Origin of the sequence: Cellulomonas sp. SG140 (assembly GCF_025770785.1) — a bacterium.
Taxonomy (GTDB): domain Bacteria; phylum Actinomycetota; class Actinomycetes; order Actinomycetales; family Cellulomonadaceae; genus Cellulomonas.
Window position 1 is genome coordinate 194,193 of the sequence record NZ_JANZLA010000007.1, and the last position, 26,232, is coordinate 220,424.

General features: G+C 73.3%; 22 protein-coding genes. 16 read left to right on the forward strand and 6 right to left on the reverse strand.

Translation table 11 applies throughout. From position 1 onward, the window contains the following. The first annotated feature begins 68 nt into the window (after nt 1-68). Together N0B34_RS14020 and N0B34_RS14025 are read left to right on the forward strand one after the other, a co-directional pair. Nucleotides 69-5,102, forward strand: a complete 5,034-nt coding sequence (locus N0B34_RS14020; RefSeq protein WP_263732028.1) for a 2-oxoacid:acceptor oxidoreductase family protein — start codon at nt 69-71, stop codon at nt 5,100-5,102. After that, nucleotides 5,099-7,951, forward strand: coding sequence for a sulfide/dihydroorotate dehydrogenase-like FAD/NAD-binding protein (locus N0B34_RS14025; protein WP_263732029.1), 2,853 nt, complete (start codon nt 5,099-5,101; stop codon nt 7,949-7,951). Before N0B34_RS14020 ends, N0B34_RS14025 begins: the two co-directional genes overlap by 4 nt. A 230-nt stretch (nt 7,952-8,181) precedes the next feature. Here the strand turns inward: N0B34_RS14025 and N0B34_RS14030 are convergent, their stop codons facing one another. Further along, nucleotides 8,182-8,718 carry a hypothetical protein gene (locus N0B34_RS14030; protein ID WP_263732030.1) on the reverse strand — a complete coding sequence of 179 codons (537 nt, stop codon included), beginning with the start codon at nt 8,716-8,718 and terminating at the stop codon, nt 8,182-8,184. A 599-nt stretch (nt 8,719-9,317) separates the two neighbouring features. Between N0B34_RS14030 and N0B34_RS14035 the strand changes: the two genes are divergently transcribed. Beyond that, a complete protein-coding gene (locus tag N0B34_RS14035; RefSeq protein WP_263732031.1) occupies nt 9,318-9,953 on the forward strand; it encodes a hypothetical protein in 636 nt (211 codons plus the stop codon). Between the two features lie 82 nt (nt 9,954-10,035). Here the strand turns inward: N0B34_RS14035 and N0B34_RS14040 are convergent, their stop codons facing one another. After that, entirely contained in the window at nt 10,036-10,416 is a 381-nt protein-coding gene (locus N0B34_RS14040) for a NifB/NifX family molybdenum-iron cluster-binding protein (RefSeq protein WP_263732032.1), read from the reverse strand. Between the two features lie 77 nt (nt 10,417-10,493). On the opposite strand from N0B34_RS14040, the gene N0B34_RS14045 reads away from it, so the two are divergent. Next, nucleotides 10,494-10,976: an NUDIX domain-containing protein gene (locus tag N0B34_RS14045; protein WP_263732033.1), complete on the forward strand. Its 483-nt coding sequence runs from the start codon at nt 10,494-10,496 to the stop codon at nt 10,974-10,976. Between the two features lie 4 nt (nt 10,977-10,980). On the opposite strand, the gene N0B34_RS14050 is transcribed toward N0B34_RS14045, so the two are convergent. Next, nucleotides 10,981-11,334, reverse strand: coding sequence for a DUF6191 domain-containing protein (locus tag N0B34_RS14050; protein ID WP_263732034.1), 354 nt, complete (start codon nt 11,332-11,334; stop codon nt 10,981-10,983). 93 nt (nt 11,335-11,427) lie between these two features. Between N0B34_RS14050 and N0B34_RS14055 the strand changes: the two genes are divergently transcribed. Next, nucleotides 11,428-12,600 (forward strand): hypothetical protein, encoded by a 1,173-nt coding sequence (locus tag N0B34_RS14055; RefSeq protein ID WP_263732035.1) that lies wholly within the window; start codon nt 11,428-11,430, stop codon nt 12,598-12,600. A gap of 40 nt (nt 12,601-12,640) precedes the next feature. Here N0B34_RS14055 and N0B34_RS14060 read toward each other — a convergent pair whose 3' ends face one another. Beyond that, nucleotides 12,641-13,882, reverse strand: a complete 1,242-nt coding sequence (locus tag N0B34_RS14060; protein ID WP_263732036.1) for an MFS transporter — start codon at nt 13,880-13,882, stop codon at nt 12,641-12,643. Between the two features lie 68 nt (nt 13,883-13,950). Here N0B34_RS14060 and N0B34_RS14065 point away from each other — a divergent pair, with 68 nt between their 5' ends. Beyond that, nucleotides 13,951-14,601, forward strand: coding sequence for a TetR/AcrR family transcriptional regulator (locus tag N0B34_RS14065; RefSeq protein WP_263732037.1), 651 nt, complete (start codon nt 13,951-13,953; stop codon nt 14,599-14,601). Between the two features lie 86 nt (nt 14,602-14,687). Beyond that, on the forward strand, nt 14,688-15,200 hold the full coding sequence (locus N0B34_RS18065) for a helix-turn-helix transcriptional regulator (RefSeq protein WP_318529993.1): 513 nt from the start codon (nt 14,688-14,690) through the stop codon (nt 15,198-15,200). A 71-nt stretch (nt 15,201-15,271) separates the two neighbouring features. Here N0B34_RS18065 and N0B34_RS14075 read toward each other — a convergent pair whose 3' ends face one another. Together N0B34_RS14075 and N0B34_RS14080 are read right to left on the reverse strand one after the other, a co-directional pair. Continuing rightward, nucleotides 15,272-15,877: a ClpP family protease gene (locus tag N0B34_RS14075; protein WP_263732038.1), complete on the reverse strand. Its 606-nt coding sequence runs from the start codon at nt 15,875-15,877 to the stop codon at nt 15,272-15,274. After that, nucleotides 15,874-16,488, reverse strand: a complete 615-nt coding sequence (locus tag N0B34_RS14080) for a ClpP family protease (protein WP_263732039.1) — start codon at nt 16,486-16,488, stop codon at nt 15,874-15,876. The genes N0B34_RS14075 and N0B34_RS14080 overlap by 4 nt, the downstream gene beginning before the upstream one ends. 154 nt (nt 16,489-16,642) lie before the next feature. Here N0B34_RS14080 and N0B34_RS14085 point away from each other — a divergent pair, with 154 nt between their 5' ends. The 9 genes from N0B34_RS14085 (at nt 16,643) to N0B34_RS14125 (ending at nt 26,215) form a co-directional block, all read left to right on the forward strand. Next, nucleotides 16,643-17,608, forward strand: coding sequence for an LLM class flavin-dependent oxidoreductase (locus N0B34_RS14085; RefSeq protein WP_263732040.1), 966 nt, complete (start codon nt 16,643-16,645; stop codon nt 17,606-17,608). Between the two features lie 50 nt (nt 17,609-17,658). Then, nucleotides 17,659-20,136 (forward strand): lysylphosphatidylglycerol synthase transmembrane domain-containing protein, encoded by a 2,478-nt coding sequence (locus N0B34_RS14090; RefSeq protein ID WP_263732041.1) that lies wholly within the window; start codon nt 17,659-17,661, stop codon nt 20,134-20,136. A gap of 31 nt (nt 20,137-20,167) precedes the next feature. Further along, a complete protein-coding gene (locus N0B34_RS14095; RefSeq protein WP_263732043.1) occupies nt 20,168-20,803 on the forward strand; it encodes an HAD-IA family hydrolase in 636 nt (211 codons plus the stop codon). Nucleotides 20,804-20,806: 3 nt separating this feature from the next. After that, the gene (locus tag N0B34_RS14100; protein WP_263732044.1) at nt 20,807-21,118 is read left to right on the forward strand and encodes a hypothetical protein; all 312 of its coding nucleotides are present in this window, start codon (nt 20,807-20,809) and stop codon (nt 21,116-21,118) included. Between the two features lie 59 nt (nt 21,119-21,177). Then, entirely contained in the window at nt 21,178-21,678 is a 501-nt protein-coding gene (locus N0B34_RS14105) for an AAA family ATPase (RefSeq protein ID WP_263732045.1), read from the forward strand. An 88-nt stretch (nt 21,679-21,766) separates the two neighbouring features. After that, nucleotides 21,767-22,423, forward strand: coding sequence for an MBL fold metallo-hydrolase (locus tag N0B34_RS14110; protein ID WP_263732046.1), 657 nt, complete (start codon nt 21,767-21,769; stop codon nt 22,421-22,423). A gap of 40 nt (nt 22,424-22,463) precedes the next feature. Beyond that, complete coding sequence (locus N0B34_RS14115) at nt 22,464-23,483, forward strand: zinc-dependent alcohol dehydrogenase family protein (protein ID WP_263732047.1); 1,020 nt, start codon at nt 22,464-22,466, stop codon at nt 23,481-23,483. A 186-nt stretch (nt 23,484-23,669) separates the two neighbouring features. After that, nucleotides 23,670-25,541 (forward strand): molecular chaperone DnaK, encoded by a 1,872-nt coding sequence (dnaK, locus tag N0B34_RS14120; protein WP_263732048.1) that lies wholly within the window; start codon nt 23,670-23,672, stop codon nt 25,539-25,541. Next, nucleotides 25,541-26,215 (forward strand): nucleotide exchange factor GrpE, encoded by a 675-nt coding sequence (locus N0B34_RS14125; RefSeq protein WP_263732049.1) that lies wholly within the window; start codon nt 25,541-25,543, stop codon nt 26,213-26,215. The genes dnaK and N0B34_RS14125 overlap by 1 nt, the downstream gene beginning before the upstream one ends. The last annotated feature ends 17 nt before the right edge of the window (nt 26,216-26,232 follow it).

Consider the following 26,232-nt stretch of genomic DNA (forward strand, 5'->3'; position numbering starts at 1 on the left):
CGCAGCGCGCCCGCACCTCGGCCGGTCTTAGTCGGACTTCCATCCCTGCGCGTGTTCGGACGGGCATCGTGACCACTTCGCACCCATTCCCTGGCATCCCCGACGTCATCAACGGCAACGGCGCCGTCGCCCACGTGATGAAGCACGTGTGCGGCGGGGTGATCGGCTACCCGATCACGCCGTCCACCGAGATCTCCGAGACCTTCGAGGCGGCCCGCGCCGAGGGCCAGCTCAACGTCTGGGGCAAGCACCCGTTCTTCGTCGAGACGGAGGGTGAGCACTCCGCCCAGTCCGGCGCGCTCGGTGCGGCGCTGACCGGCGGCAGCTACGTGTCCAACGCCTCGTCCAGCCAGGGCATCCTCTACGCGCTCGAGTCGCACTACGTGACGGTCGGCAAGAAGATCGGCGGCTTCGTGCTGCAGGTCGCCGCGCGCGTGGTGTCCAAGCACTCGCTCAACGTGATGGCGGGTCACGACGACGTGTACGCCCTGCTCCCGGCGGGCTACACCATCCTGTTCGGCGCCAACCCGCAGGAGGCGGCCGACCTCGCGGCGATCTCGTACCGCGCCTCGGCGCTGTCGCTGATCCCCGTCGCCAACGTGATGGACGGCTTCGCCACCAGCCACGTGATGAGCGAGGTGCTGCTGCCCGAGCCGGACCTGCTGCGCACGTACCTCGGCGACCCCGCCGGTCGCATCCCGTGCCCGACGGTGGCGCAGGAGATGCTGTTCGGCGCCAAGGGCCGGGTGTTCGCGCTGAACCAGTACCTCGACCGGCACGTCGAGGACCTGGCGCCGGAGGACCTGGCGGCCGTGCGGGCCCACCTCGCGGCGATCGCCGAGAAGGTCGAGGCGGACGACGCCGGTGACCTGGTGGCGGAGACGGCGGCGTGGCTGCCGGCCGACCTGCAGGGCCAGTGGCGGCGCGCCTGGGTGAACGCCTGGCCGCGCGGCACGCGGCAGCGGGTCCCTGCCCTGGTGGACGTGCACAACCCCGGGCTGACCGGACCGGTGCAGAACCAGCCGGACTTCCAGGCCGGTGCCGTCGACCACCGCACGCACTTCGTCTCGGCGGTCCCCGCGCTGGTGCGCCAGGCCATGGCCGAGTACACCGAGCTGACCGGCCGCGAGTACGCGCCGGTGCGGGCCTACGACTGCGAGGACGCGGACTACATCGTCGTCGGCCTCGGCTCCATCACCGACGACGCCCGTGCGGTGATCCCGTACCTGCGCTCGCGCGGCCTGAAGGTCGGCGTCCTCAACATCACGCTGCTGCAGCCGTTCCCCGAGGCCGAGGTGGTCGAGGCGCTGCGCAACGCGCAGGCGGTCACCGTGCTGGAGCGGTCCGACGACACCGCGCTGACGCGCATGGTGACGCAGGCGCTGTTCCGGGCGCGGGCCAACGGCGAGGGCGGCGTGGCCCACCCCGGCATCCCGGCGATCACGCACAGCCCGCGGCTGACCACGGCGATCTTCGGCCTCGGCGGGCACGACGTGCAGCCGCGGCACCTGGTGGCCGCGTTCCGCAACATGGCCGACGGCGGCAGCGCGCCGCTGGTGTACCTCGGCTCGCAGTTCTTCTCGTCCGACGCCCCGCCGGCCGCCGCCGCGCTCCAGGACCGGCTGCGTGCCGCGTACCCCGAGACGGTGGCGATGGCCCTGACCACCGAGCCCAACCCGGCGCTGCTGCCGCCCGAGGCGCTGCGCATCCGGTTCCACTCGGTGGGCGGGTACGGCACGGTCGCCAGCGGCAAGCTGCTCACCGACGTGCTGGCCGGCGTGCTGGACATGCACAGCAAGTCGGCGCCGAAGTACGGCTCGGAGAAGAGCGGTGCGGCGACCAACTTCTACATCACGCTGAGCCCCGAGCCGGTGCTGCTGACCAACGCCGAGCTCGAGGACGTCGAGGTGGTCGTCTCCCCGGACCACCAGGCGTTCGTGCACACCAACCCCCTCAAGGGGCTGGTCGAGGGCGGCACGTTCATCATGCAGTCCGACCTGGCGCCGCTGGACCTGTGGCGGTCGCTGCCCGCGCACGCCCGCCGCACCATCCGCGAGCGGCACATCCGGTTCCTGGTGGTCGACGCGTTCGCCGTCGCCCGCAAGCACGCCCCGACCCCCGAGCTCGAGACCCGCATGATGGGCATCGCCTTCATCGGCGCCGTCGCCGGTCACGTCGACCGGGTGTCCCACGGCGCCACGGCGGAGGCGATCGAGGCCAAGATCCGCGCGCAGATCTCCAAGAAGTTCGGCCGCAAGGGCGACGCCGTCGTCGAGGCCAACATGGCGGTGATCCGCGACGGCGTGGCCGCGACGCACCTGGTGGCGTACGACGAGCCGGAGTTCCTCGCCGCCGAGCAGCAGCCGGCCGTCCGCAGCAACCGGACGCTGGCCCTGTCCGCGTCGATGTGCCCCACGGCCACCGGCGCCCGCGCCACGGCGCTGTTCGACCCGGCGTACTACGAGGACCTGATCGCCCGTCCGTTCCGTGAGGGCACCATCGGCGAGGCGCCCGTGCTGCCCGGCACCGGCCTGTTCATGCCGGTCGGCACCGGTGCGGCCAAGGACAAGGGCATCTTCCGGCGCACCGTGCCGGCGTTCGACCCCACCGCGTGCACCGGTTGTCTCGAGTGCTCGCTCGTCTGCCCCGACGCTGCGATCCCCACGCAGGTGCACGAGATCCACGACCTGCTGACCACGGCGATCGGCCAGATCGACGCACCCGAACCGCAGCGGGAGGCGCTGCGCGCCCAGGTGTACCCGTGGGCCGAGGCGATCCGGCGCAGCTACCGCGACGACTCTTCCGACCGGTCGTTCGCCGACGTGGCGGCCGCCGCGGCGAGCACGCTCGACCCGAACCAGCGCGCCGTGATCCGCAACCTCGACGCGGTGGTCGCGCAGCTGGCCACCTTCCCGGTGGCCCGGACGCGGCCGTTCTTCGACGCGATGGAGAAGGAGCAGCCGGGCACCGGCGGCCTGTTCTCCGCCGTCGTCGACCCGTGGAAGTGCACGGGCTGCCTGCAGTGCGTCGACGTGTGCGGACCGGGCGCGCTGACGTCCGTGGACCAGGACGCCGACGTGCTCGACACGCTCCAGCAGCGGTTCGAGACGATGACGCGGCTGCCGAACACGCCGTCGCGGTTCACCGCCGGGGCCACGTCACCGGACGGCGACACCAAGCGGCTGATGCTCGACCACACCGCGTACTACTCGACCACCGGCGGTCACGGCGCGTGCCGCGGCTGCGGCGAGGTGACCGCGATCCGCCTGGTCACGGCCCTGAGCCACGCGGTGGGCGAGGACAAGCGGCGCTCGCACCTGCGCGAGCTGGACGAGGTGCTCGACGGCCTGCACTCGACGCTGGAGGCGCTGGACGCCGGCGCGGACGAAGGGGCCGGCGATCCCGCCACGCGTGCGCGGATCGGCCGCATCACCGGCGCGATCGAGCAGCTGGAGCACCGCCAGTACCTCTACGAGGGCGGCCCCACCGGCAACGGCCCGGCTCCGGTGGTCATCGCCAACTCCACCGGCTGCTCCAGCGTGTACGCGTCGACCATGCCGTTCACGCCGTACCTCGACCCGTGGGTCAACAGCCTGTTCCAGGACGCCCAGCCGCTGGCCGTCGGCCTGTTCGAGGGCATCGTCGCGCAGGTGATCCCGCAGGTGCGGGCGCTGCGCGTCGCCAAGCTCGAGCTGGCCGGCGAGTACGACCCGGCGGTGCACGACGCGGCGCTGCGGACGTTCGGCTGGCGGGACTTCACCGACGAGGAGCTCGCGCTGCTGCCGACCTTCCTCACCATCGGCGGTGACGGCGCGAGCTACGACATCGGGTTCGGTGCGATGTCCCGCGTGCTGGCCGGCGGCACGCCGATCAAGGCCCTGGTGCTGGACACCGGCGCGTACTCCAATACCGGCGGGCAGGCGTCCACCGCCAGCTTCACCGGTCAGGACTCCGACCTCGCCCGGTACGGCAAGGCCCACCGCGGCAAGCGGGAGCACCGCAAGGAGCTGGGGCTGCTGGCGTCGTTCCACCCGAATGTCTTCGCCTGCACCACGTCGTCCGCGCTGCACGGGCACTTCCTGTCCACCGCGGCCGAGATGCTCGCCTACAGCGACGGCGCCGCCGTCATGGAGGTGTACGCCCCCTGCGGCACCGAGAACGGCATCGCGGAGAACCTCTCCAACGCCCGTTCACGGCTCGCGGTGGAGTCCCGGATGAGCCCGCTGTTCGTGCACGACCCGCGGCGCGGCGACACCCTGCCGGAGCGGTTCAGCCTGGACGGCAACCCCGACGTCGACGCGCTGTGGAGCAGCTCCACGGTGGAGTACCTCGACGAGTCCGGCGCGCTGCAGCTGCTGAGCACGCCGCTGACGCCCGCCGAGTTCGCCCTCGGCGAGGTGCGGTTCTCCAAGCAGTTCCACCGGCTGCGTCCCGACGAGGAGGCGGGTGCGACGCCGATCGCCGAGTACGTCGAGCTGGCGCCGGAGGCCCGTGCGGGTCGCGTGCCGTTCGTGCAGGCGACCGACGAGGACCGGCACCTGATCAAGGTGGCCTGCTCCGCGGCGATCGTCGACCTGGTCGAGGACCGCAAGCACTACTGGCAGACGCTGCAGTTCCTGTCCGGACGCACCGACGCGACGCTGTCGGCGGCGCACCGGGCCGAGATCGCCGAGCTGACCGCGCAGTACGAGCAGGCGGTGACGGCCCGGGAGTCGACGCTGGACGAGATCGCGGCGGCGATGGCCGAGCTGGCGGCGTCCAGCGCGGCACCGGCCGGCATGGGTCAGACGATCCAGCTGCGGCCCACCGGGTTCGCCGGTGCTGCTCCAGCGGCGGCTGCGGCCGGCGCGGGGACGGCGACGGCGGTCGCCGACCGGCCCATCTGGCTGGACCCGGCGGACGAGCACCTGTGCAACGACTGCGGCACCTGCTACCAGGAGCTCCCGCAGATCTTCGAGAAGGCGACGATCGTGGTCGACGGCGCCGCCCAGACGGTCGGTCGCATGAAGGCCGGTGCGCTGGACGGTCTGGAGATCACGCCGGAGCTGGCCAAGCGCATCGCCCGGGTCAAGGCCACCTGCGACGCGGAGATCATCCGATGAGCACGCAGACGCCTCCGCGCCCCGGCGAGGTGGCCGGGTCACCCGACGGCCGCCAGGACGTGCTGCGCTGGGCAGGCGCCCGCACGGCGCTCGAGCAGACGCAGGACGAGGTGGTCGCGCTCGGCGCCAGCCCCGCGGTCTCCTCGTTCCGCAACCAGCTCAGCCTGCTGGAGAAGCGCCTGGTGGCCGACCCGCGCTCGTTCCGCGACATGTTCGTCGCGGACGGCATGGCGGCCGTCGCCTGGGAGTTCCAGCAGCCGGAGCTGTCCGCCGGCTTCATCAACCGCCTCTGGGACATGCTGCTGCGCGGCGACGAGGTCAGCACCGTGCTGATGCGGTTCCTGTGGGACCTGCCGGTCGGCAAGAAGCGGGCGTTCATCCGCGGCATCGACAAGCACCTGTCCGACCGCTACCCGATGTTCGACGGCCTCTCGGTGGACTGGCCGGCGGGCAACACCATCCCGCCGTACGTCCGCTCGGCGGAGGACCGGGCGGTCGACTTCGGCCTGGTGAACAAGGGGTACCTCGGCTACATGGACCTGGGCTACACCGCCCGGGACGTCGACCTGTTCGTCTGGCTGGAGGCGCTGCGGGACAAGCAGTGCGCCGAGTCGCCGTGCGAGCTGGGCGTGCTGGTGGAGGGCCACAAGGAGCCGCAGGGCGGCTGCCCGGTGAAGATCCACATCCCGCGGATGATGGAGCTGATCGGCACCGGCCGGTTCCGCGAGGCGCTCGAGATGCTCGAGTCCTGCAACCCGCTGCCGGACGTCACCGGCCGGGTATGCCCGCAGGAGCTGCAGTGCCAGGGCGTCTGCCTGCACAAGACGGCCATGTCGATCGGCCAGCTCGAGTGGTTCCTGCCCGAGCGGGAGAAGCTGGTGGACCCGGACGCCGCCGTCCGGCGGTTCGCCGGTGTGCGGGACCCGTGGGTGGCGCAGGCCAAGCCGCCGGTCGCCATCGTCGGCTCGGGCCCGTCCGGCCTGATCAACGCCTACCTGCTGGCCGCCGAGGGCTTTCCGGTGACGGTGTTCGAGGCGTTCCACCAGCTCGGTGGCGTGCTGCGGTACGGCATCCCGGAGTTCCGGCTGCCCAACGAGCTGATCGACGACGTGGTCGCCAAGATCAAGCTGCTCGGCGGACGGTTCGTCACCAACTTCGTCGTCGGCAAGACGGCCACCCTGCAGGACCTGCGCGACGCGGGCTTCTGGAAGGTGTTCGTCGGCACCGGCGCCGGCCTGCCGCGGTTCATGAACGTGCCCGGCGAGCACCTGCTCGACGTGATGAGCGCCAACGAGTTCCTCACCCGCGTCAACCTGATGCAGGCCCTGCGGGAGGACTACGAGACGCCCCTGCCGGCCACCGCCGGCAAGCAGGTGCTGGTGGTCGGCGGCGGCAACACCGCGATGGACGCGGCGCGCACCGCCCGCCGGCTCGGCGGCAACGTGACGATCGTCTACCGCCGCACGCAGGCGGAGATGCCGGCCCGCGTCGAGGAGCTGGAGCACGCGCTCGAGGAGGGCATCGGCCTGTCGGTGCTCGTCTCGCCGACCGAGTTCCTGGGCGACCCGCAGACGGGGTTCGTCAAGGCCGCCGTGCTGGAGGAGATGGAGCTCGGCGAGCCGGACGCCTCCGGACGTCGTCGGCCCGTGGCCACCGGCCGCACCCGCACCGTGCCGGCCGACCTGGTGATCATGGCGCTCGGCAACGCCGCGAACCCCCTGATCAAGGACTCGGAGCCGCGCCTGCAGGTGTCCAAGTGGGGCACCATCGACCTCGGCCACGAGGGCTCGCAGGAGACGACGCTCGCCGGCATCTACACCGGCGGCGACGCGGCCCGCGGCGGGTCGACGGCCATCCGGGCCGCCGGTGACGGCCAGGCGGCCGCGCGGGAGATCCTGGGCTCGATCGACGTGCCGGACGAGCAGGTGGCCGCGATGGTCGCCACCGCCCGCCGGTACACCGAGGAGGCCGCGTCCCGTCCGGTGATCCTGGCCAAGCGCACGCTCAGCCCGGGCATCGAGGAGCTGACCGTGCACGCCCCGGTGATCGCCCGTGCGGCGCAGGCCGGCCAGTTCGTCCGCGTGCTGCCCACGTCGGACGGCGAGCTGGTGCCGCTGACGCTGGCCGACTGGGACGCCACCGCCGGGACCGTGTGCCTGGTGGTGCAGCAGGTGGGCGTCAGCAGCGCCCTGCTGAACGCGATGGCCCCGGGCGACGCGCTCGCGGGCATCGCCGGCCCGCTGGGGCGGCCCAGCGAGCTGCACCGGTACGACGAGGGCTCGACGGTCGTCTTCACCGCCGGAGGCCTCGGCCTGCCGCCGGTGTACCCGATCGCGCGCGAGCACCTGCGGCTCGGCAACCACGTCACGCTGATCGCCGGGTTCCGCACCAAGGACCTGATGTTCTGGACGGCCGAGGACGAGCGCGTCGGCCGGCTGCAGGCCGAGTTCGGCGAGCTGCTCGACGTGGTGTACGCGACCAACGACGGCTCCTACGGCGTGCACGGGTTCGTCACCACGCCGCTCGAGGAGATGCTGAAGGTCGGCCGGCCGATCGCCGAGGTGGTCACCATCGGCCCGCCGCCGATGATGCGCGCGGTGTCCGACCTGACGGCCCCGTACGGCGTCCCGTGCGTGGCCAGCCTGAACTCGATCATGGTCGACGCGACGGGCATGTGCGGCGCCTGCATGGTGCCGGTCACGCTCGACGGGAAGCTGGTGCGCAAGCACGCGTGCATCGACGGGCCGGAGATCGACGCCCACACCATCGACTGGGACAAGTTCCTGCCGAGGTTCGGGCTGTTCAAGGCCCAGGAGCAGGCCAGCCGGGTGCGGCACGGGATGGGCTGACCCCGGGTGGGGCGGGTCGACGTGACCCGCTCGAAGGACTGAAGGACCGACGGCGCCCCTGCGAACACCAGCGGGGGCGCCGTCCCACGTCCCTGGTCACGTCTCCGTGCCGCCCGCGCCACCGCGAGATGAGCACTTTGCATCCAGATGAGCACTTCGCACTGCTCACCTGGATGCAAAGTGCTCATCTCGGCTCGGCAGCTGGGGCGAGGACGCGGCCATCTGTGAGGTCAGCCGGTACGCAGGTACGGGCGGCGGGTCAGCTGGATGTCGGCAGGCAGCAGGCGGCTCACCCGCGTGAGGAGTGCGCTCGGCGCGCGCAGGTCCTCCTTGGTGACGCGGAGGATGCGCCAGCCCGCCTCGACGATGGCGTCGTGCCGCCGCTTCTCCTCGATGAGCGCCTCCCTTCCGGTGTACTTGGACCGGCCGTCGTACTCGAGCAGCGTCCGCCACCGCTCCCAGCCCAGGTCACCCCAGAACGTGCCGAGACGGCTGTCCACCCGGACCTGGGTGTCCGGCTGGGGCAGGCCAGCGCGCAGCAGCACGAATCGCAACGCCGACTCCTGCGGCGACTCGGCGCCGCCGTCGGCGAGGGTCGCGAGCTCGAGTGCACGGCGCATCCCGCGCCCCGTCGGGTCGAGGTGGATCAGCGCCAGCAGGTCCTCGCGACGGGCGCCGGCACGCAAGGCGGCGTCCATCACGACGAGGCCCGGCAGCCGGCGCATGTCTCGCGCGCAGTCGACGGCGGTCCGGGGCAGCGTGGTCACCGGTAGGCCGGCCAGCGTCGTGACGGCTGCGGCGTCGATCGGCCCGAGGTGTCGTCGGACGTCTCCGGCCTGCCCCGTGCCGGGACGGCACGACTGGTACACGTGCACCTGCGTCGGAACCGACCAGAGCGGCAGCCCCCACAGCATCGCCGCCGAGGCGTGGCTGAAGGCGTGCTGACCCCGGAGTCGGTGGTGAACCCCCACAATCCGTGCCAGGGCTGCATCGCGGACGTCCGTCGCGACGGTCGTCGAGACGTAGGCGCCTCGACCGACCCGGTGCCACTCGCGGGTGCGGAGGCGGGCGGCGACGTCCTGCCGGAGGTGATCATGAGCCAGGTGCACGGTCGGCAGTGACGGTGGTGTCGGCGTGGGTGCTCCGGGGCGTGGCGGCATGCGCGACGGTCCCGCAGCGGCTCGAGCCCTCGGTCGCGCAGTGCCGTGCGGTGAGCGGGTCGGGCAGCGGAGCTGGCCTGTGGATGGCCCACGCTCAGCGAGGTGAGCAGTCTGCACCGAGGTGAGCAGTCTGAAGTGCTCATCTGCGTGCGTTGTGCTCGTCTCGCGCGGGCCCGCTCGGTGGGCGGGGCCGATAGCGTGCGCGCATGGTGCTGTGGCAGGTGATCGGGTGGGTCGGGTCCGGGCTGGTCGTCCTGTCGTTGATGCAGGCGCGGGTGCTGCGGTTCCGGTGGATGAACCTGGCCGGTGCCGTGGTGGCGACCGTGTACAACGCCGTGTTCGCCATCTGGCCGTTCGCCGCGATGAACGGCGCGATCGCCGTGATCGACGTGTACTGGCTGTGGCGGTTGCTGCGCGAGCGGCACGACTCGGCGGTGTACGAGGTGGTGGAGGTGGCGCCGGACGACGCCTACCTGCAGCACGTGCTCGGCGTGCACGCCGCCGACATCGCGCAGTTCCGAGCGCCGGCGCCTGCCTCCGTGCCCGCGTCGGCCGAGCCCACGGACGGGCGCGTCGCGTTCCTCGTCGTGCGCGGTGACGAGACGGTGGGCGTGGTGCTGGTGCGGCGTCTCGACGAGGGCGTCGGGTACGTGGAGCTCGACTGGGTGACGCCGCGGTTCCGCGACTTCACGCCAGGGGAGTTCGTGTACCGACGCAGCGGCGTGTTCGCCGAGCACGGGTTCCGCCGGCTCGTGGCACCGGCCGGTGAGTCGGACTACCTGACCCGCGTCGGCTTCCGCCGCGAGGCGGACGGTTGGGTGCGCGAGGTGGCGGCCGCCTGACGCGTGCGCGGCTGCCCTGTGGGTGAGCCGCCGGCATCAGGGGCGCACCGGGCGTGCAGCCGCTGTCAGGGGCGGGTCGGCCTCAGGGGTTGGCCGCGTCGATCGCCGCGAGACGCGGGTCGCCGATCACGCCCATCACCACCCGGATTCCGAGCTTGCCGAGCGTGTTCTGCATCGGCGGCCCCATGTGGCCGGTCACCACCACCTGCACGCCGTTGTCCCGCAGGAACCGCACCACACGGGCGTGGTGCGCACCCTCGCCGCCCTCGTCGTGCGCGACGTCCCACCGCACGTCGTGGACCTCCCAGCTGCGGATCGTCGCACCGTCGATGGTCGCCACCGCGACCTGCGGGGCGCGGCCCCAGCCGCCACCCACCTGGTCGCCGTGCAGCGCGACGGCGACGACGACGGGTCCGCCGAACGTGGTGGTGGTCTCCTGCTCGATGTTGGGCGTCTCGCTCATGGCGACATCCTGCCGCGGGCCCTCCCGCCCCGCCGCTCACCCGCCGTCCTGTCGGTGCCGCGTCGTACGGTCGAGGCGTGCCACAGCTCAGCGCGGGACTGCTGCTCTACCGTCGCGCCGGCCCCGACGCCGCCCCGGAGGTGTTCGCCGGGCACATGGGCGGCCCGTTCTGGGCCCGCAAGCCGACGCACTCGTGGTCCATCCCCAAGGGGCTGGTCGAACCCGGCGAGGAGCCGCTGGACACCGCCCGCCGCGAGTTCGCCGAGGAGGTCGGCGTGCCGGCGCCGGAGGTCGGGTACGCGGAGCTGGGGGAGTACCGGTACTCGTCAGGCAAGCGGCTGCTGGTGTTCACGGCCGAGGCGGACGCGCCGACGGGTCAGGTCGGGGCGGCCACCGTGGAGCTCGAGTGGCCGCCCCGGTCGGGACGGATCCAGTCGTTCCCGGAGATCGACCGGCTGGCGTGGATGCCGGTGGACCAGGCGCGGGAGCTGCTGGTGGCGGCTCAGGGACCGATGCTGGACGACCTGCTGGCGCTCGTGGGAGCGGCCCCCGAGGCCTGAGGGGCTACGCGTCGCGGTCGGCTCGGCTATCGCCGCCCGGCTGGCGGTCGCGGTCCCGCTCGGCCAGGGCCGGCGGCAGCACCACCACGCCGGAGTCGAGGTCCGGGGGGCCCTCCACCGGCGCCTGCCTGATGTCGAGCGCGTGCCGGTCCTGCTCGTCTGTGACGTGGTGGCGGGACGGCTGGAACACCTCGACCAGGTCGCCGAGCAGGCCGCTGGCCACGCCCGACCCTTCGCGGGTGGCCGGTCGCGGGCGGGGACGACGACGGTCGAACCACCCGGCCGCGACGGCGCGGTCGACCGCGATCAGCAGCACGACGAGGGCCACGGCGACGGCGATCCAGGCCCCGGTGCTCATGCCTCCAGGCTCGCACGGCAACGTCCGTCGACGACGCCCTCATCCGGACCCCACCGGCTGCCGATGTCCACCGGGGGCGGCAGAGGGGGAGACGTGGCCGACATCGGGAGCGGTCGGCACACGCGCGACCCTGCCGTGCCACCGCCGGTGGACGCCGAGCTCACCCGGCTGTCGCTGCGATGGACGTTCAGGGCGCTGACCGTCGTCGTCGCCGTCTGGTTCCTGGCTGGTGCCGTGGGTGCCTGGTGCGACCTCTGGGGGCGGTACGGCGAGCTCGACTGGGTGGTCCTCCTCGCCGGGCGCGGCTCGGGTGGGGTCTGGCACCTGACCGTGTCCCGCGGCCACTTCGCGGCTTTCGCGCTGGGCGCGACCGGCGTCGCGTTGGTCGCCTCGGCCGTGGGTACCTGGCAGCTGGTGACGGCTGCGCAGAGTGGTTCGCCGCATCGTGGCCCGTCGCGGTGGTCCATCGCAGGTGTCGTCATCGCGGTGGGCGTTGGTGTCGGCATCGCCGGCTGCTTCGTCGTCGCGGAGCTCTGGTCGCCGTCCTCGGACGCCGTGCTGGTGCCCGCCACCGCGCCTGAGCTGCTCGGCGTCTTCGCGGGGTCCCTGTTCGCCTCTGGTGTCCGCCGCCGCTTCGATCCGTGGCGATGGCAGGAGCGGACCTCGTCCTCGGTGCGCCCGCGTGCCGAGGGTGCACCGCACCCGTCGACGGTGCGGCCGGCACCCGGGCGGCCGGGGGCCGGTGGGTGGCCAGCCGCGTTGGCTCGGGAGGTCCGCAACGCCGCGGTCGGGGTCACTCCTGCCATCGGCACCGCCCATCCGCCGGCGCCGCGTGCCGCGCGCGTCAGCGTGGGCCGGGTGCAGGTCACGCCGGCGGGTGTCTCGTGGTCCAAGCGCCGAGGTGGCGGCTTCATCCCGGCGGGGCAGGTGGCCGCAGTCCTCCTGGCCGACATGGCGTCGGCCGGTTCCGTCGTGGTGTACGGCTTGGTGCTCGATGCCGGTGGGGCGGCGCTCCTGCGGGTGTCGGCAGGCGGGGGTGGGCCGGCCGGCACGCAGAACAGACGTCGGCTCACCCAGCTCTGGCAGCCGCTCGACGTTCCGGTGAGCCGCTACTACGGGCCGGCGAGCCGCGCGAAGGACCTCAGACGGCGGTGGCCGGAGGCCTTCTCCTGGCTGCAGGCGTACCCGGGCACGGCGATGCTGGTGGTGGTGCTGGTCTGGATCACCGTCGTCGTCCCGCTCGGCTCCTTCCTCGGGAGTCGCTGATCAGCCACTGCACCGGCTGACCGGCGGGTGGCACCGCAGGCTAGACATCGGCGAGCTGAGGCTGCACTCCTCTCGACGGGCTGGCGACGCGGGCCCGGGCGAGCACCAGCGCCGCGGCGGCCATCATCACCAAGCCGACGGCGTAGGGCGCGGTGTGGCTGATCGACGCGTACAACGCACCGGCCAGCAGGGGTGCGACCACGCCGATGCCGGCGGTGACCGACTGGATCGCCCCTGCGAGCCACCCCTGCTCGTCGCCGTCGACGGCGTTCGACGCGACCCCGTCCATGGTGGCCTGCGCCGCGCCCTGGCCCGCGGCGAGCACCAGCGTGCCGACGACGAACAGCCACGGCTGCGCCAGCACCGAGGCGACGACCGCCAGGCACAGCATCCCGGCGGCCTGCGTGACGATCCCGCCGAGCAGCACGCCACGCTCGCCGTGCCGGCGCAGCAGCAGCCCCAGCAGCCCGCCCTGGATCACGATGTCCACGACTCCCACCACGGCGGTGAGCAGGCCGATCCGGGTCGGCGTCCAGGTGAGGGAGTCGAGCGCCAGCACGCTGAAGTTGTTGACGAAGAAGCTGAACGGGACCGTCACCAGCACGATGCCGACCAGCAGGCCGCGCAGCTCGGGCCGGGTGAACGCGCCCGTCAGCACCCGGAACGGATGCAGGTCCCCCAGCCGGAGCGTGCGGGTGCGGCGCTCGGCGGGCAGGCTCTCCGGCAGCAGGACCAGGCTGATCACGCCGATCACGGCGGCGGTCCCGGCGGTGACGAACACGGGGAAGTCCACGTTCACCGCGGCCAGCAGCCCGCCGAGCGCGGGACCCACCATGGTGCCGATCCCGGACAGCGCACCGAGCAGGCCGAACCGGCGGGCCCGCTGCTCGGGCGGCGTGATGTCCGCGAGGTAGGCGAACAACGCGGGTAGGTCCCCGGCGGTCGCGCCCTGCACGATGCGACCGAGCACCAGCACCCACAGCGCGCCGCCGATTCCGAAGAGCAGGTAGCCCACCGCGGCGCCGAAGGCCGCCACGACGATGATCGGCCGGCGTCCGACACGGTCGGAGAGGGCACCGAGCAGCGGGGCGACGAGGAACGTGCACAGCCCGTTGACCGCCTCGAGGACGCCGACCCACAGCGCCAGATGGGCGTGCGAGACGTAGCGGAGGACGACGAACGGCAGCACCGGCAGCACGACGGTCATCCCGGCGGTGGTCAGCATCGTCAGGACGACGAGCATCGCCCAGGCGCGGCGACCCTGAGAGGTCGATGGTGTCATGCCGAAACTGTAGCGATACCAGTTACGGTGTCAAACCAAGTATGGCACCGTAGCGATAAGGTGCTGCGGTGACGGAGACGACGACCGGGCAGGCGACGACCGGGCAGACGAGCACCCCCGGGCGGCGCGAGCGCAAGAAGGCCGCGACGCGCAAGGCGATCTCGGACGCGGCCACCGAGCTGTTCCTCGAGCACGGCTTCGACGCCGTCACCATCCGGGAGATCGCCGAGAAGGCCGACGTGTCGCCCACCACCGTCCTTGCGCACTTCCCGCAGAAGGAGGCGCTCGTCTTCGACGAGGACGAGGAGCAGCGCGCGCAGCTGGTCGCCGTGGTGACCGACCGGCCGGCCGGCGTCTCGCTGGCGCGGGCCTTCCACGACCACCTCCGGGACGACCTGATCGCGAACCTGGTCGGCCACGCGGAGTTCGACCGTCGGGTGCGCCAGTTCTGGGAGCTCATCCAGTCGACCCCCACGCTGGCGGAGTACGGGCAGCGGCTGTGGCTGCGGCACGAGGACGCCGTCGCCGCCGCCATCGCGCAGCAGCTCGGCCAGGAGGAGCCTGAGGACCAGGTGCGGGTGTTCGCGCGGTTCGTGCTGCAGCTCGCGACGCTCGCCGGCACCAGCAGCGACCGGCTGCGGATGCTCGACGCCGGGTTCGAGCTGCTCGAGCACGGGTGGTCGGGCTACGAGGCGGAGCACCCGCGCGCCGACCGCTGAGCGGCCGGTCCGGCGTGCCGCCGAGGCGCGATCTGCTGTCGGCGGAACGAGGGGACGCGCGGCACCGCCGCGGTTAGCGTCGCGACATGGCGACGAGGTCCGGCGGTGCGGAGCAGTGGTACGGGACCGATGGCGGCGGTGCGCCGGCAACGGGCGCCTCGAACGACGGTCGGGACGCTGCCGCTCACACCGCAACCGCCGACCTGGTGCGGATCGGCGCCCGACGGCCGCCGTGGCGGCTCGCCGTCGGCAGCGTGCTGCGGGACTGGCGGACCGACCAGGGGCTGCGGCTGTCCGACGTGGCCAAGCGGGCTCGCGTGTCCGTCCAGTACCTGTCCGAGGTGGAGCGGGGTCGCAAGGAGCCGTCGTCGGAGGTGCTCGGCGCCGTGACGCAGGCTCTGGGCGGCTCGTTGACCGACCTCGCGCTGGGGGTGGCTCGTCACCTCGCCGCCGCCGACGGCCGCCGCCGGACGGTCGCCTCCGGCCCGGCCCGGATCGCCCAGGTCCGCGAGCTCCGGGCCGTCACCACGTCGACGACGGTGTCCCGCGTCGACGCACGGGACACCGTCGAACGAGACGTCCTGCTCCTCGCGGCCTGACGGGTCGCCCGGTCGGCCGGGCGACGCGGTCCGGCCGGGGTGTCCGTCGTCGTCCGTCGTCGTCCGTCGTCCTACCCCGCTCGCCGCAGCGCACCCTCCCGGCCGACGATCACCCGGTCGGCCAACCCGTACGCCACCGCCTGCTCGGCGGTGAGCACCAGCTCCCGGTCGGTGTCGCGGCGCAGGGTCGCGACGTCCTTCCCCGTGTGGGTCGACAGCACCTCCTCCAGCTCGGCACGCACGCGCACGATCTCGTCGGCCGCCAGGATCAGGTCCGGCACGTCGCCGCGGGCCTGCGTGCCCGGCTGGTGCAGCACCATCCGTGCGTGCCGCAGGATCGCCCGGCTGCCGGCCGCACCCCCCGCGACCAGGACCGCCGCATCGGCCGACGCCTGGCCGACGCACGTGGTGAACACGGGCGAGCGGACGTACTGCATGGCGTCGTAGATGGCGAGCATCGCCGACGGGGAGCCGCCGGGGGAGTTCACGTAGAGGTCGATCGGCATGTCCGGCTGGGCCGACTCCAGGTGCAGCAGCTGGGCGACGACCACGTTGGCCACGTCGTCGTCGATCGCCGACCCGAGGTAGACGATGCGGTCGGCGAGCAGCCGGCTGTACACGTCCAGGGCGCGCTCGCCGCCGCCGGCCAGGCGCTCCACCACGTAGGGGACGATCATCGCCGCACCCCGAATCCCACCGGCCCGGTCACGCCGGGGAGCAGCTGGTCCAGGCGCTCCACCACGCCGTCGACGAACCCGTACTCCCGGGCCTCCTCGGCGGTGAACCACCGGTCGCGCCGGGAGTCCTCCCGGATCCGCTCCAGGGGCTGGCCGGTGTCGGCCGCGACCAGGCCCAGCACGGTGTCGCGCATGTGCCGCAGGTCGTCGGCCTGCACCTCGATGTCCACCGCCGTGCCGCCGATGCCGGCCGAGCCCTGGTGCAGCAGGATCCGGCTGTGCCGCAGGGCGGACCGCTTGCCCTTGGTGCCCGACGACAGCAGGAACTGCCCGGCGCTGGCCGCCCAGCCGACCGCCACGGTCGCCACGTCGTTGGGGATCAGGTCCATCACGTCGCGGATCGCCAGCATCGCCGGCACCGAGCCGCCGGGGGAGCTGATCAGCAGGGTGATGTCCTTCTCGGGGTCGTCGGCTGCCAGGAGCAGCAGCGACGAGCACAGTCGGTTGCCCAGGGTCTCGTCGAGCGCCGAGCCGAGCAGCAGGATCCGCCGGTGCAGCAGGCGGGTGGTCAGCTCGTCGTCGACGCCCGGTCGGTAGGTCGTCTCGTCCATGACCCCACCGTCCGCCTGGTCGGGTGCCGGAGGGCGCTGGTGCTGCCGGGGGCAGATCTGCCCTCGGCAGACCGAACCCGCCACGCCCGTCGGACGCCGTCCGTAGGCTCGACGCACCGGTCTGCCGCGCACGACGCTCGAGGAGGAGCCCACGATGACCCGCCCCCTGCCCACCGGCGTCATGCTGCGCCGCGACCTGCCTGCCGCGGACGTCATCCCGTTCGCGCGCCGCGCGGACGAGCTCGGGTTCGACGAGCTGTGGGTGGTGGAGGACCTCGGGTTCCGCGGCGGCGTGGCTCAGGCCGGCGCGGTGCTGGCGGCCACCGAGCGCATCCACGTCGGCATCGGCATCCTCCCGGCAGGTGCGCGCAACGCCGCCTTCGCCGCGATGGAGGCGGCGACGCTCGCGCAGCTGTTCCCGGGCCGGGTGACCATCGGCATCGGCCACGGCATGGCGGCGTGGATGCGGGCGGTCGGCGCCTGGCCTTCCTCCCCGCTGACGCTGCTCGCCGAGCACGTCGGCGCGGTGCGGGCGCTGCTGCGTGGCGAGCAGGTGACCTCGGCGGCCGACGCGCGGTCGGTGCACCTGACCGACATCGCGCTGGAACCGGTCGCCGTCCCCGCCGTCGTCCCGGACGTGCTGCTCGGCGTGCGCGGCCCACGCTCGCTGGCGGTGTCGGGCCGGGTGGCGGACGGCACGATCCTGGCCGAGCCGTCCACGCCCGAGTACGTCCGCACGGCTCTGGCGCAGATCGCCGCCCCCGGCCGGCACCGGCTGGTCACGTACAACGTCGCGGCGGTGGACGACGACGCGGCCGCCGCGCTGGCCGCCGTCCGGCCCTCGCTGCAGTGGGTCGGCGAGCCGGAGGCCGCCCCGCACGTCGCGCCGCTGCCGTTCGCCGAAGAGCTCGCCGCGCTGCGGGCCGCTAGTGCGGACGCGGCCGAGTTCGTCGAGCGGCTCCTCGCCGAGTGGGTGCGACAGCTGGCCCTCGCGGGCACCCCCGACGAGGTGCGGGCACGGCTCACGGCGCTCGCGGAGGCCGGCGCGACCAGTGCCGTGCTGGTCCCGGTCGGCGACGACCCGCTGCAGGTCCTGACCTCACTGGCTCGCGTGCTGTGATGATGCGGGGGCCGTCGGCAGGCGGCGGGGGGACGACGCCAGGAGGGTGAGTGAGCGGCCGCGCGCAGCCGGAGCGTGAGTACCGCGACGTCACCGTCCGGGCGGCTCCGACCGACGTCCGGATGACCCTCAGCTTCGCGCTGGTGGTCGTCGGGGCCGTCGTGGGTGCGCGGTTCGCCGACCGCACCGCCACGGCGGCGGCGACCGACCTGCGCGATGCGCTGGCCGGTGTGCCGTCGTCCCTGGTCACGGTGCTGCAGACCCTCGCGCTCGGCGCCTACGGCGTGCTCGCGCTGGCCGGGCCGGTGTGGGCCCTGGTCAGCAGGCGGTTCGGGCTGCTGCTGCGCGTGCTGGTCGGCGGTGGGCTCGGGGTGGTGGCGTTCGCCGCCCTGGGACGCGTGCCCGTGGTGGTCTCGTGGACCCAGCACCTGACCGCCGGCGTGGGCGGTGGGGTGCGGTCGTGGGACATCGTCGTGCTCGCCGCGGTGGTAACCGTGGTGCAGTCCGCGGTGGCGCCGCGGTGGGTGCGCGTGCTCCGCGTGCTGCTGGTGCTGCTGGCCCTGCTGCGGGCCGTCGGCACCGTCGACGTGGTCGACGTGCTGCTGGCGATCGGCGCGGGCGGCGGCATGGGCGCCCTGGTGCTGGTGGGGCTCGGGCGCTCGGCGCACCGGCTGACCGGCGAGGGGGTGCGGCTGGCGCTCGGGTCCGCGGGCCTGGCGGTGCGGGACGTCCGGTCGGTCGCGGCAGCGGCGGGGCGGTACGCCGCCACGGCCGCGGCACCGGTCACGGTGCGGCGCCGGCTGCGCAGCGATGCGGACACCGGACCCGTCCCGGTGGTGGTCGCGGGACGGCCGGACGACGTCGTGGTCGTCGACGGTGGCGCCACCGCCGTCGGCGTGCCCGTGGACGTGCGGGTGGTGGACGAGCAGCTGTGGCGGCTGGACGCCGTGCGCCGGGGCCTGCGCCGGTTGCGGCTGCGGGGCGTCGGCGACGACTCGCCGTTCGGCTCACCGGTGCGCGTGGTGGCCAACGAGGCGACGTCGGCGCTGGTCGCCGGCGGGCGTGGGGTGCGCGTGCCGGCGGTGCTGGCGCTCGCGGTGGGCCGCGAGGGCGAGGGGCTGCTCGCGACGGAGCACCTGGTGGGCACCCGGTTCGACGAGCTGCCGGCCGACCAGCTGACCGACGGCCTGCTCGACGCCGCGTGGCGGCAGCTCGCCGCCCTGCAGGACTGCGCCGTCGCCGTCCGGGAGCTGACGCTCGACCACTTCCTGGTGACGGAGGACGGCGACGTGGCCGTCGTCGACCTCGGGCCCTCCGAGGCTGCGGCCGCGCCCGGTGTGCTGGCGGGTGACGTCGCCGAGCTGCTGCTGACCACGTCGATGGTGGTGGGCGCCGAGCGGGCGGTCGCCGCGGCGCACCGGGTGCTCGGCGCCGAGCGTCTGGTGCCGGCGCTCGGCCGGATGGTGCCCGACGCCTGGTCGGCACCGGCCCGAGCGGCGCTCAAGGGGCACCCCGACGCGCGGTCGTCTCTGGTCAGCGCCCTGAGCGACGACCTGGGCGTGGAGCGGCCGGCGTTCGAGAACGTGCAGCGGTTCCGGCCCCGGACGCTGCTGCTGGGCGCGACCCTGGCCGTGGCGGTGTACGCGTTGGCGCCGCAGCTGGCGGACCTGCCCCAGCTGGTGGACACCGTGCGCGCGGCCGACTGGCGCTGGCTGCCGGCGGTGCTCGCTGCGTCGGCGCTCACGTACCTCGGTGCCGCCCTCGGCCTCGCGGGAGGCACCCCCGGCCGGGTGCCGCTCGGCGAGTCCGTCGGCGTCGCGCTGTCAGCGTCGTTCGTCGCGACGTTCGCCCCGCCCGGTATCGGCCAGGTGGGCCTCAACATCCGCTACCTGCAGAAGCGCGGTTTCCCGACGCCGGTCGCCGCCTCCGCCAGCGCCGCCAAGGAGGCCGCGGTGCTGGTCGCGCACCTGCTGCTGCTGGTGACCGCGGCGGTGTGGGCCGGATCGGCGCGCGCTCTGACCGGCGAGCTGTCCCGGCTGCCGTCCCCGCTGGTGATCGCCGCGGCCGTCGGCGGCACGCTCGCCGTGCTCGGCATCGCGGCCGCCGTGCCCAACGTCCGTCGGCTGCTGCGCGAGCGGGTGGCGCCGGCCGTCCGCGCGTCCGCCGACGCGATGCGGCCCCTGCTGACCGACCCCGGGAAGCTCGCCGCCCTGGTGGCCGGTGTCGCGCTGCTGCCCGCCGGCTTCGCGGTCTGCCTGTACCTGTCGGTGCGGGCGTTCGGCGTGCACACGCCGTTCGTCGCGGTGGCGCTGGTGTCGCTGACCGCCGGCGCGGTGGCGACGGCGGCGCCGACACCCGGTGGCGTGGGCGCTGTCGAGGCGGTGCTGCTCGCGGCGCTGACCGGGATCGGTGTGCCGTCCGGATCGGCCCTGGCCGCCGTGGTGCTCTACCGGGTCGCCACCTTCTGGCTGCCGATCCTGCCGGGCTTCGCGGCGTTCCGGATCTTCACCGCCCGCGGCGTCCTGTGATCCCCGGCGCACCCCGAAGGAGCTCGCCCCCATGACCACCGTCCTGCCCTGCACGGCCGTGCTGTTCGACTGCGACGGGGTGCTGGTCGACTCGGACCCGGTGGTCGTCCGCTCGTGGACCCGCTGGGCGCAGCGGTTGGGCCTGGACCCCGACGTGGTCCTCGCCACGGTGCACGGTCGCCGGGCGGCCGACACGGTGGCCGAGTTCGTCGAGCCGGAGGGGCGGGAGGCCGCGCTGGCCCTGATCGATGCCCTCGAGCTGGAGGACGCGGACGACGTCACGGTGATCCCCGGTGCCGCGGCGCTGCTGGCGTCGATCCCGGCCGACCGGTGGGCGACCGTGACCTCCGGCTCGCCCGTGCTGGCCCGCGCCCGCCTGGTCGCCGCGGGGCTGCCCGTCCCGGAGGTGCTGGTGACCAGCGCCGACGTCACCCACGGGAAGCCCCATCCCGAGGGCTACCTCGCGGCGGCGGCCCACCTCGGCGTGCCGGCCGAGCGGTGCGTGGTGCTGGAGGACTCGTCGGCGGGCATCCGCGCCGCCCGGGCGGCCCAGGTGCGGCACGTGGTGCGCGTCGGCGACCGGGAGCTCGGTGACCTGCGGGCCGACGCCGAGGTTGCCGACCTGCGAGGCATCCGGTGGACGGGCGTGGGCCTCGAGGTGCTCTGACCGATGTCGACGGCACCCCGGACGACGGCCGGACGATGGACCCTCACGATCGCCCTGACGGTGATGGCGCTGTTCGTCGCCGCCACTTTCGGGTTCGTCGCGACCATCGCCGGGAGCCACTTCATGGCCGCCAACACCGCGAGGCCTGGCCTGTCACTGAGGCTGTGGACCGTTGCGGGCGCCGCCCTGGCAACGCCTGTCGCCGCGCTGCCGACGCTCGGCTTCGCGGTTCGGCGCCGGACCGCCTGGCTGGTCGCGGGCGTCCTCGCGATCGCGGTCGTGCTGGTCGGGTTCTTCGGCCTGAACCAGCCGTAGCGGGCCGCGGAGCCGAAGATGGCCGACGACAGGATGGGGCCGCGACGTCAGGGGCTGACATGACACCCTCCGTAGCGCCGCCGCAGGGCGGACGTGCGCGCGTGGTGCTGACCTGCGGCCCGGCCGGTTCCGGCAAGACGACGCACGCGCGCAGCCTCGAGACGGCGGGCTACGTGCGGCTCTCGTTCGACGACGAGGCCTGGCGGCTGGGCCACCGGCAGCACCCGTTGCCGGCGGCGGCAGCCGCCCGCGTCCACGCGGTGATCCAGGACCGGTTGGTCCGCCTGGTCGGGGACGGCCGGGACGTCGTCGTCGACACATCGTTCTGGTCGAGGGCGTCCCGCGACGCCTACCGCCAGCTGCTCGCGCCGCTCGGCGTCGTCCCGGTGACCCACTACCTCGCCACGGATGAGGCGCAGATCCTGGCCCGGCTCGCAGGTCGCGAAGGCGCCGGTCCGCATGACGTCGCGGTGCCGCCGGACCTGGCCCGCGCCTACCTCGACGGCTTCGAGCTTCCGACTGCGGAGGAGGGGCCGCTCGTCGTGATCCGGCCCGACTGAGGGACTCGCACCGCCCGCTGCGGCTCCGTCCCGGACGGCAGACAATGGCCGGCGGCGCTCACCTCCGGGCGCCACGAAGGGGAGAACGATGTCCACCACCATCAGCAAGCACGGCCACGCCTGCATCCGCCTGGAGAAGGACGGGCAGGTGCTGGTCCTCGACCCGGGCGCGTTCAGCGACCCGGCGGCGCTCGACGGGGCCGGCGCGGTGCTGATCACCCACGAGCACGTCGACCACGTGGTGCCGGACAAGCTGGCGGCGGCGCTCGCAGCCGCCAGCGAGGTGCAGGTGTGGGCCCCCGGCGTGGTGGTGGACCAGCTGGTCGCCGCCGGCGCCCCCGCCAACCGCCTGCACGCCGTCACCGAGGGCGACACGTTCACCGCGGCGGGCTTCGAGGTGCAGGCCGTCGGCAACCGGCACGCAGTGATCCACCCGTCGATCCCGGTGGTCGCCAACGCGGCCTACCTCGTCGACGGCGTCGTGCTGCACCCGGGCGACTCGTTCACCCCGCCGCCCGCCGGCGTGCACGTCGAGGTGCTGCTGCTGCCGGTGAGCGCGCCGTGGATGAAGCTCAGCGAGGCCGCCGACTACCTGCAGGCCGTCGCGCCGCGCATCGCGGTGCCGATCCACGACGCGATCCTCAGCGACGCCGGCCTGGGGCTCGTCGACCGCGTGATCCCCCAGGTCACCGCGGGGATCACGGAGTACCGGCGCCTCCGTGCCGGCGACACGCTCGCGGTCTGACGCCACCCCGAAGAGCATCCGAGAGAGAGGCTTCACCAGCATGCGTGCTGTCGTCATGTACGCCCCCGGCGACGTCCGGGTCGACGAGACGGAGCGGCCGACGATCGTCGAGCCGACCGACGCGGTCATCAAGCTCGCCGCCACCTGCATCTGCGGGTCGGACCTGTGGCCGTACCGCGGCATCGACAAGGTCGACCACCAGGCGATGGGCCACGAGTACGTCGGCACGGTCGAGGAGGTCGGGTCGGCCGTCCACAACGTGAAGGTCGGGGACTTCGTCGTCGGCTCGTTCTTCTCCTCGGACAACACGTGCGAGATCTGCCGGTCCGGCTACCAGACGTACTGCGTGCACCGGGGCCCCGGTGCCGTGCCGGGCGCGCAGGCCGACTTCGCGCGGATCCCGAACGCGGACGGCACCCTCGTCGCCACCCCGGGCCAGCCGACGCCCGACCTGATCCCGTCGCTGCTCGCCGCCTCGGACGTGCTCGGCACCGGCTGGTTCGCGGCCGTGGCGGCCGAGGTCGGCCCGGGCAAGACCGTGGCCGTGGTCGGCGACGGTGCGGTGGGCCTGCTCGGGGTGCTGGCCGCCAAGCAGCTGGGCGCCGAGCGGATCATCGCGATGTCCCGGCACGCGGACCGGCAGGCGCTGGCCCGGAAGTTCGGCGCCACCGACATCGTCGAGGAGCGGGGCGACGCGGGGGTGGCGCGCATCAAGGAGCTGACGGGCGGCCTGGGTGCGCACTCCACGATCGAGGCGGTCGGCACGCAGGAGTCGATGATGCAGGCGATCCGGTCCACCCGGGCCGGTGGGCACGTCGGCTACGTCGGCGTCTCGCACGATGTCTCGCTGCCGGGCCAGGAGCTGTTCAGGTCCGGCGTGCACCTGCACGGCGGCCCGGCGCCGGTGCGCCGCTTCCTCCCCGAGCTCATCCAGCTGATCTGGGACCGCACCATCGACCCCGGTGCGGTGTTCGACCTGACCCTGCCGATCGACCAGGCCGCCGAGGGCTACCGCGCGATGGACGAGCGGCGCGCCACCAAGGTGCTGCTGACCGTCTGACGACCCGCCACGCCGCGGCGGGAACACAGCGGGCTCGCCGAGAGTTGAGCCCATCAGACTCAAGTTGACCCGGTCGGGCTTGCACGACGAGAGCGGCCGCCGCAGACTTGAGCCGGTTCGACTCAAGACTTCGGCTCCATCACGGCATCCCGGCAGCATCCGGCAAGGCAAGGAAGGCACACAGACATGGCACGAGCAGTCGGCATCGACCTCGGCACCACCAACTCGGTGGTCGCGACGCTGGAAGGCGGCGAGCCCACGGTCATCGCCAACGCGGAGGGGTCGCGCACGACGCCGTCCGTCGTGGCGTTCTCCAAGACCGGTGAGGTGCTGGTGGGCGAGATCGCCAAGCGCCAGGCCGTCACCAACGTCGACCGCACCATCACCTCCGTCAAGCGCCACATGGGCACCGACTGGAGCGTGTCGATCGACGACAAGAAGTACACGCCGCAGGAGATCAGCGCCCGCGTGCTCGGCAAGCTGAAGCGCGACGCCGAGGCGTACCTGGGCGAGCCGGTGACCGACGCGGTGATCACCGTCCCGGCGTACTTCAACGACGCCCAGCGCCAGGCCACCAAGGACGCCGGCACCATCGCCGGCCTCAACGTGCTGCGCATCATCAACGAGCCCACCGCGGCCGCCCTGGCCTACGGCCTCGAGCGCGGCAAGGAGGACGAGCTGATCCTCGTCTTCGACCTGGGCGGTGGCACGTTCGACGTGTCCCTGCTGGAGGTCGGCAAGGACGACGACGGCTTCTCCACCATCGAGGTGCGCGCCACCTCCGGTGACAACCACCTCGGCGGCGACGACTGGGACAACCGGATCGTGCAGCACCTGGTCACCGAGGTGAAGAACACCACCGGCGTCGACCTGTCCAAGGACAAGATCGCGCTGCAGCGCCTCCGCGAGGCCTCCGAGCAGGCCAAGAAGGAGCTGTCGTCCGCGACCAGCACCAACATCTCGCTGCAGTACCTGTCCATGAGCGAGAACGGCCCGGTGCACCTGGACACCAAGCTGACCCGCGCGCAGTTCCAGCAGATGACGCAGGACCTGCTGGACCGCACCCGCAAGCCGTTCAACGACGTCATCCGCGACGCCGGCATCAAGGTGGGCGACATCGACCACGTGGTGCTGGTCGGCGGGTCCACCCGCATGCCCGCGGTGACCGAGGTGGTCACCGAGCTCACCGGCGGCAAGGAGCCCAACAAGGGCGTCAACCCGGACGAGGTCGTGGCCGTCGGCGCCGCGCTGCAGGCCGGTGTCATCAAGGGCGACCGCAAGGACGTCCTGCTGATCGACGTCACGCCGCTGTCCCTCGGCATCGAGACCAAGGGCGGGGTGATGACCAAGCTGATCGAGCGCAACACGGCCATCCCCACCAAGCGGTCCGAGATCTTCTCCACGGCGGAGGACAACCAGCCGTCGGTGCTGATCCAGGTGTTCCAGGGCGAGCGCGAGTTCGCCCGGGACAACAAGCCGCTGGGCACCTTCGAGCTGACCGGCATCGCGCCGGCCCCGCGCGGCATCCCGCAGATCGAGGTGACCTTCGACATCGACGCGAACGGCATCGTGCACGTGTCCGCCAAGGACCGCGGCACGGGCAAGGAGCAGTCGATGACGATCACCGGCGGCTCCGCCCTCCCCAAGGAGGACATCGACCGCATGGTCAAGGACGCCGAGGCGCACGCCGCCGAGGACAAGAAGCGCCGCGAGGAGGCCGAGACCCGCAACTCCGCCGAGCAGCTGGCCTACTCCACGGAGAAGCTGCTCAAGGACAACGCGGACAAGCTGTCCGACGACGTGAAGTCCGAGGTGGAGAAGGCGGTGGCCGACGTCCGCACCGCTCTCGAGGGCTCCGACCTCGACGCCGTGAAGACGGCCCACTCCGCGCTGCTGGCCGCCGGCCAGAAGATCGGCGAGGCGGTCTACGCCAACCAGGGCGCGGCCGAGTCCGCCGCTCCGGGCGCCGGCGCGGGCACCGGTTCCTCCGGTTCCGCGGCGTCCGACGAGGACGTGGTCGACGCCGAGATCGTGGACGACGAGGACACCACCAAGTGATGGCTCCCCACGACGGGACCGGCGCTTCGTCGGGGTCGGGCACGCCCGGCCCCGACGAGGGCGCCCCCCGGTTCACCGACAAGCGCCGGATCGACCCGGAGACGTTCGAGGTGCGCCAGCCCGGCGCGTCCGCGGCCGACGCCGGCAAGACGCCCGACGAGGCCGTGCTCGACGCCGCCGCCCAGGCGGTCGCCGACGCCGACCACCAGCTCGCCGCGGAGACGCTCGAGGAGGCCGAGCGGCTGGCCGCCGAGCGGCTCGACGAGCTGCAGCGCACCCAGGCCGACTACTACAACCTCGACCAGCGGTACTCCGCCTACGTCAAGCGGTCCAGGGCCGAGGTGCTGGCCGCCCACGGGCAGGGCGTCGCGGCGCTCGCCGAGGCGCTGATCCCCGTGCTGGACGACGTCGAGCTGGCCCGCCAGCACGGTGACCTCACCGGCCCGTTCGCCTCGATCGCCGAGAAGCTCGAGTCGACCCTGCAGAGGTTCGGCATCGAGCGGTACGGCGAGGCCGGCGAGACGTTCGACCCGAACGTCCACGAGGCGCTGATGCACGCGCACTCGGACGAGGTGTCCGCGCCGACCGTGCAGATGGTGCTCCAGCCGGGGTACCGCACGGCCGATCGGGTGCTGCGCGCGGCGCGCGTGGCCGTGGTGGAGCCGGAGGCCTGACAATCCTGCTGCGCACC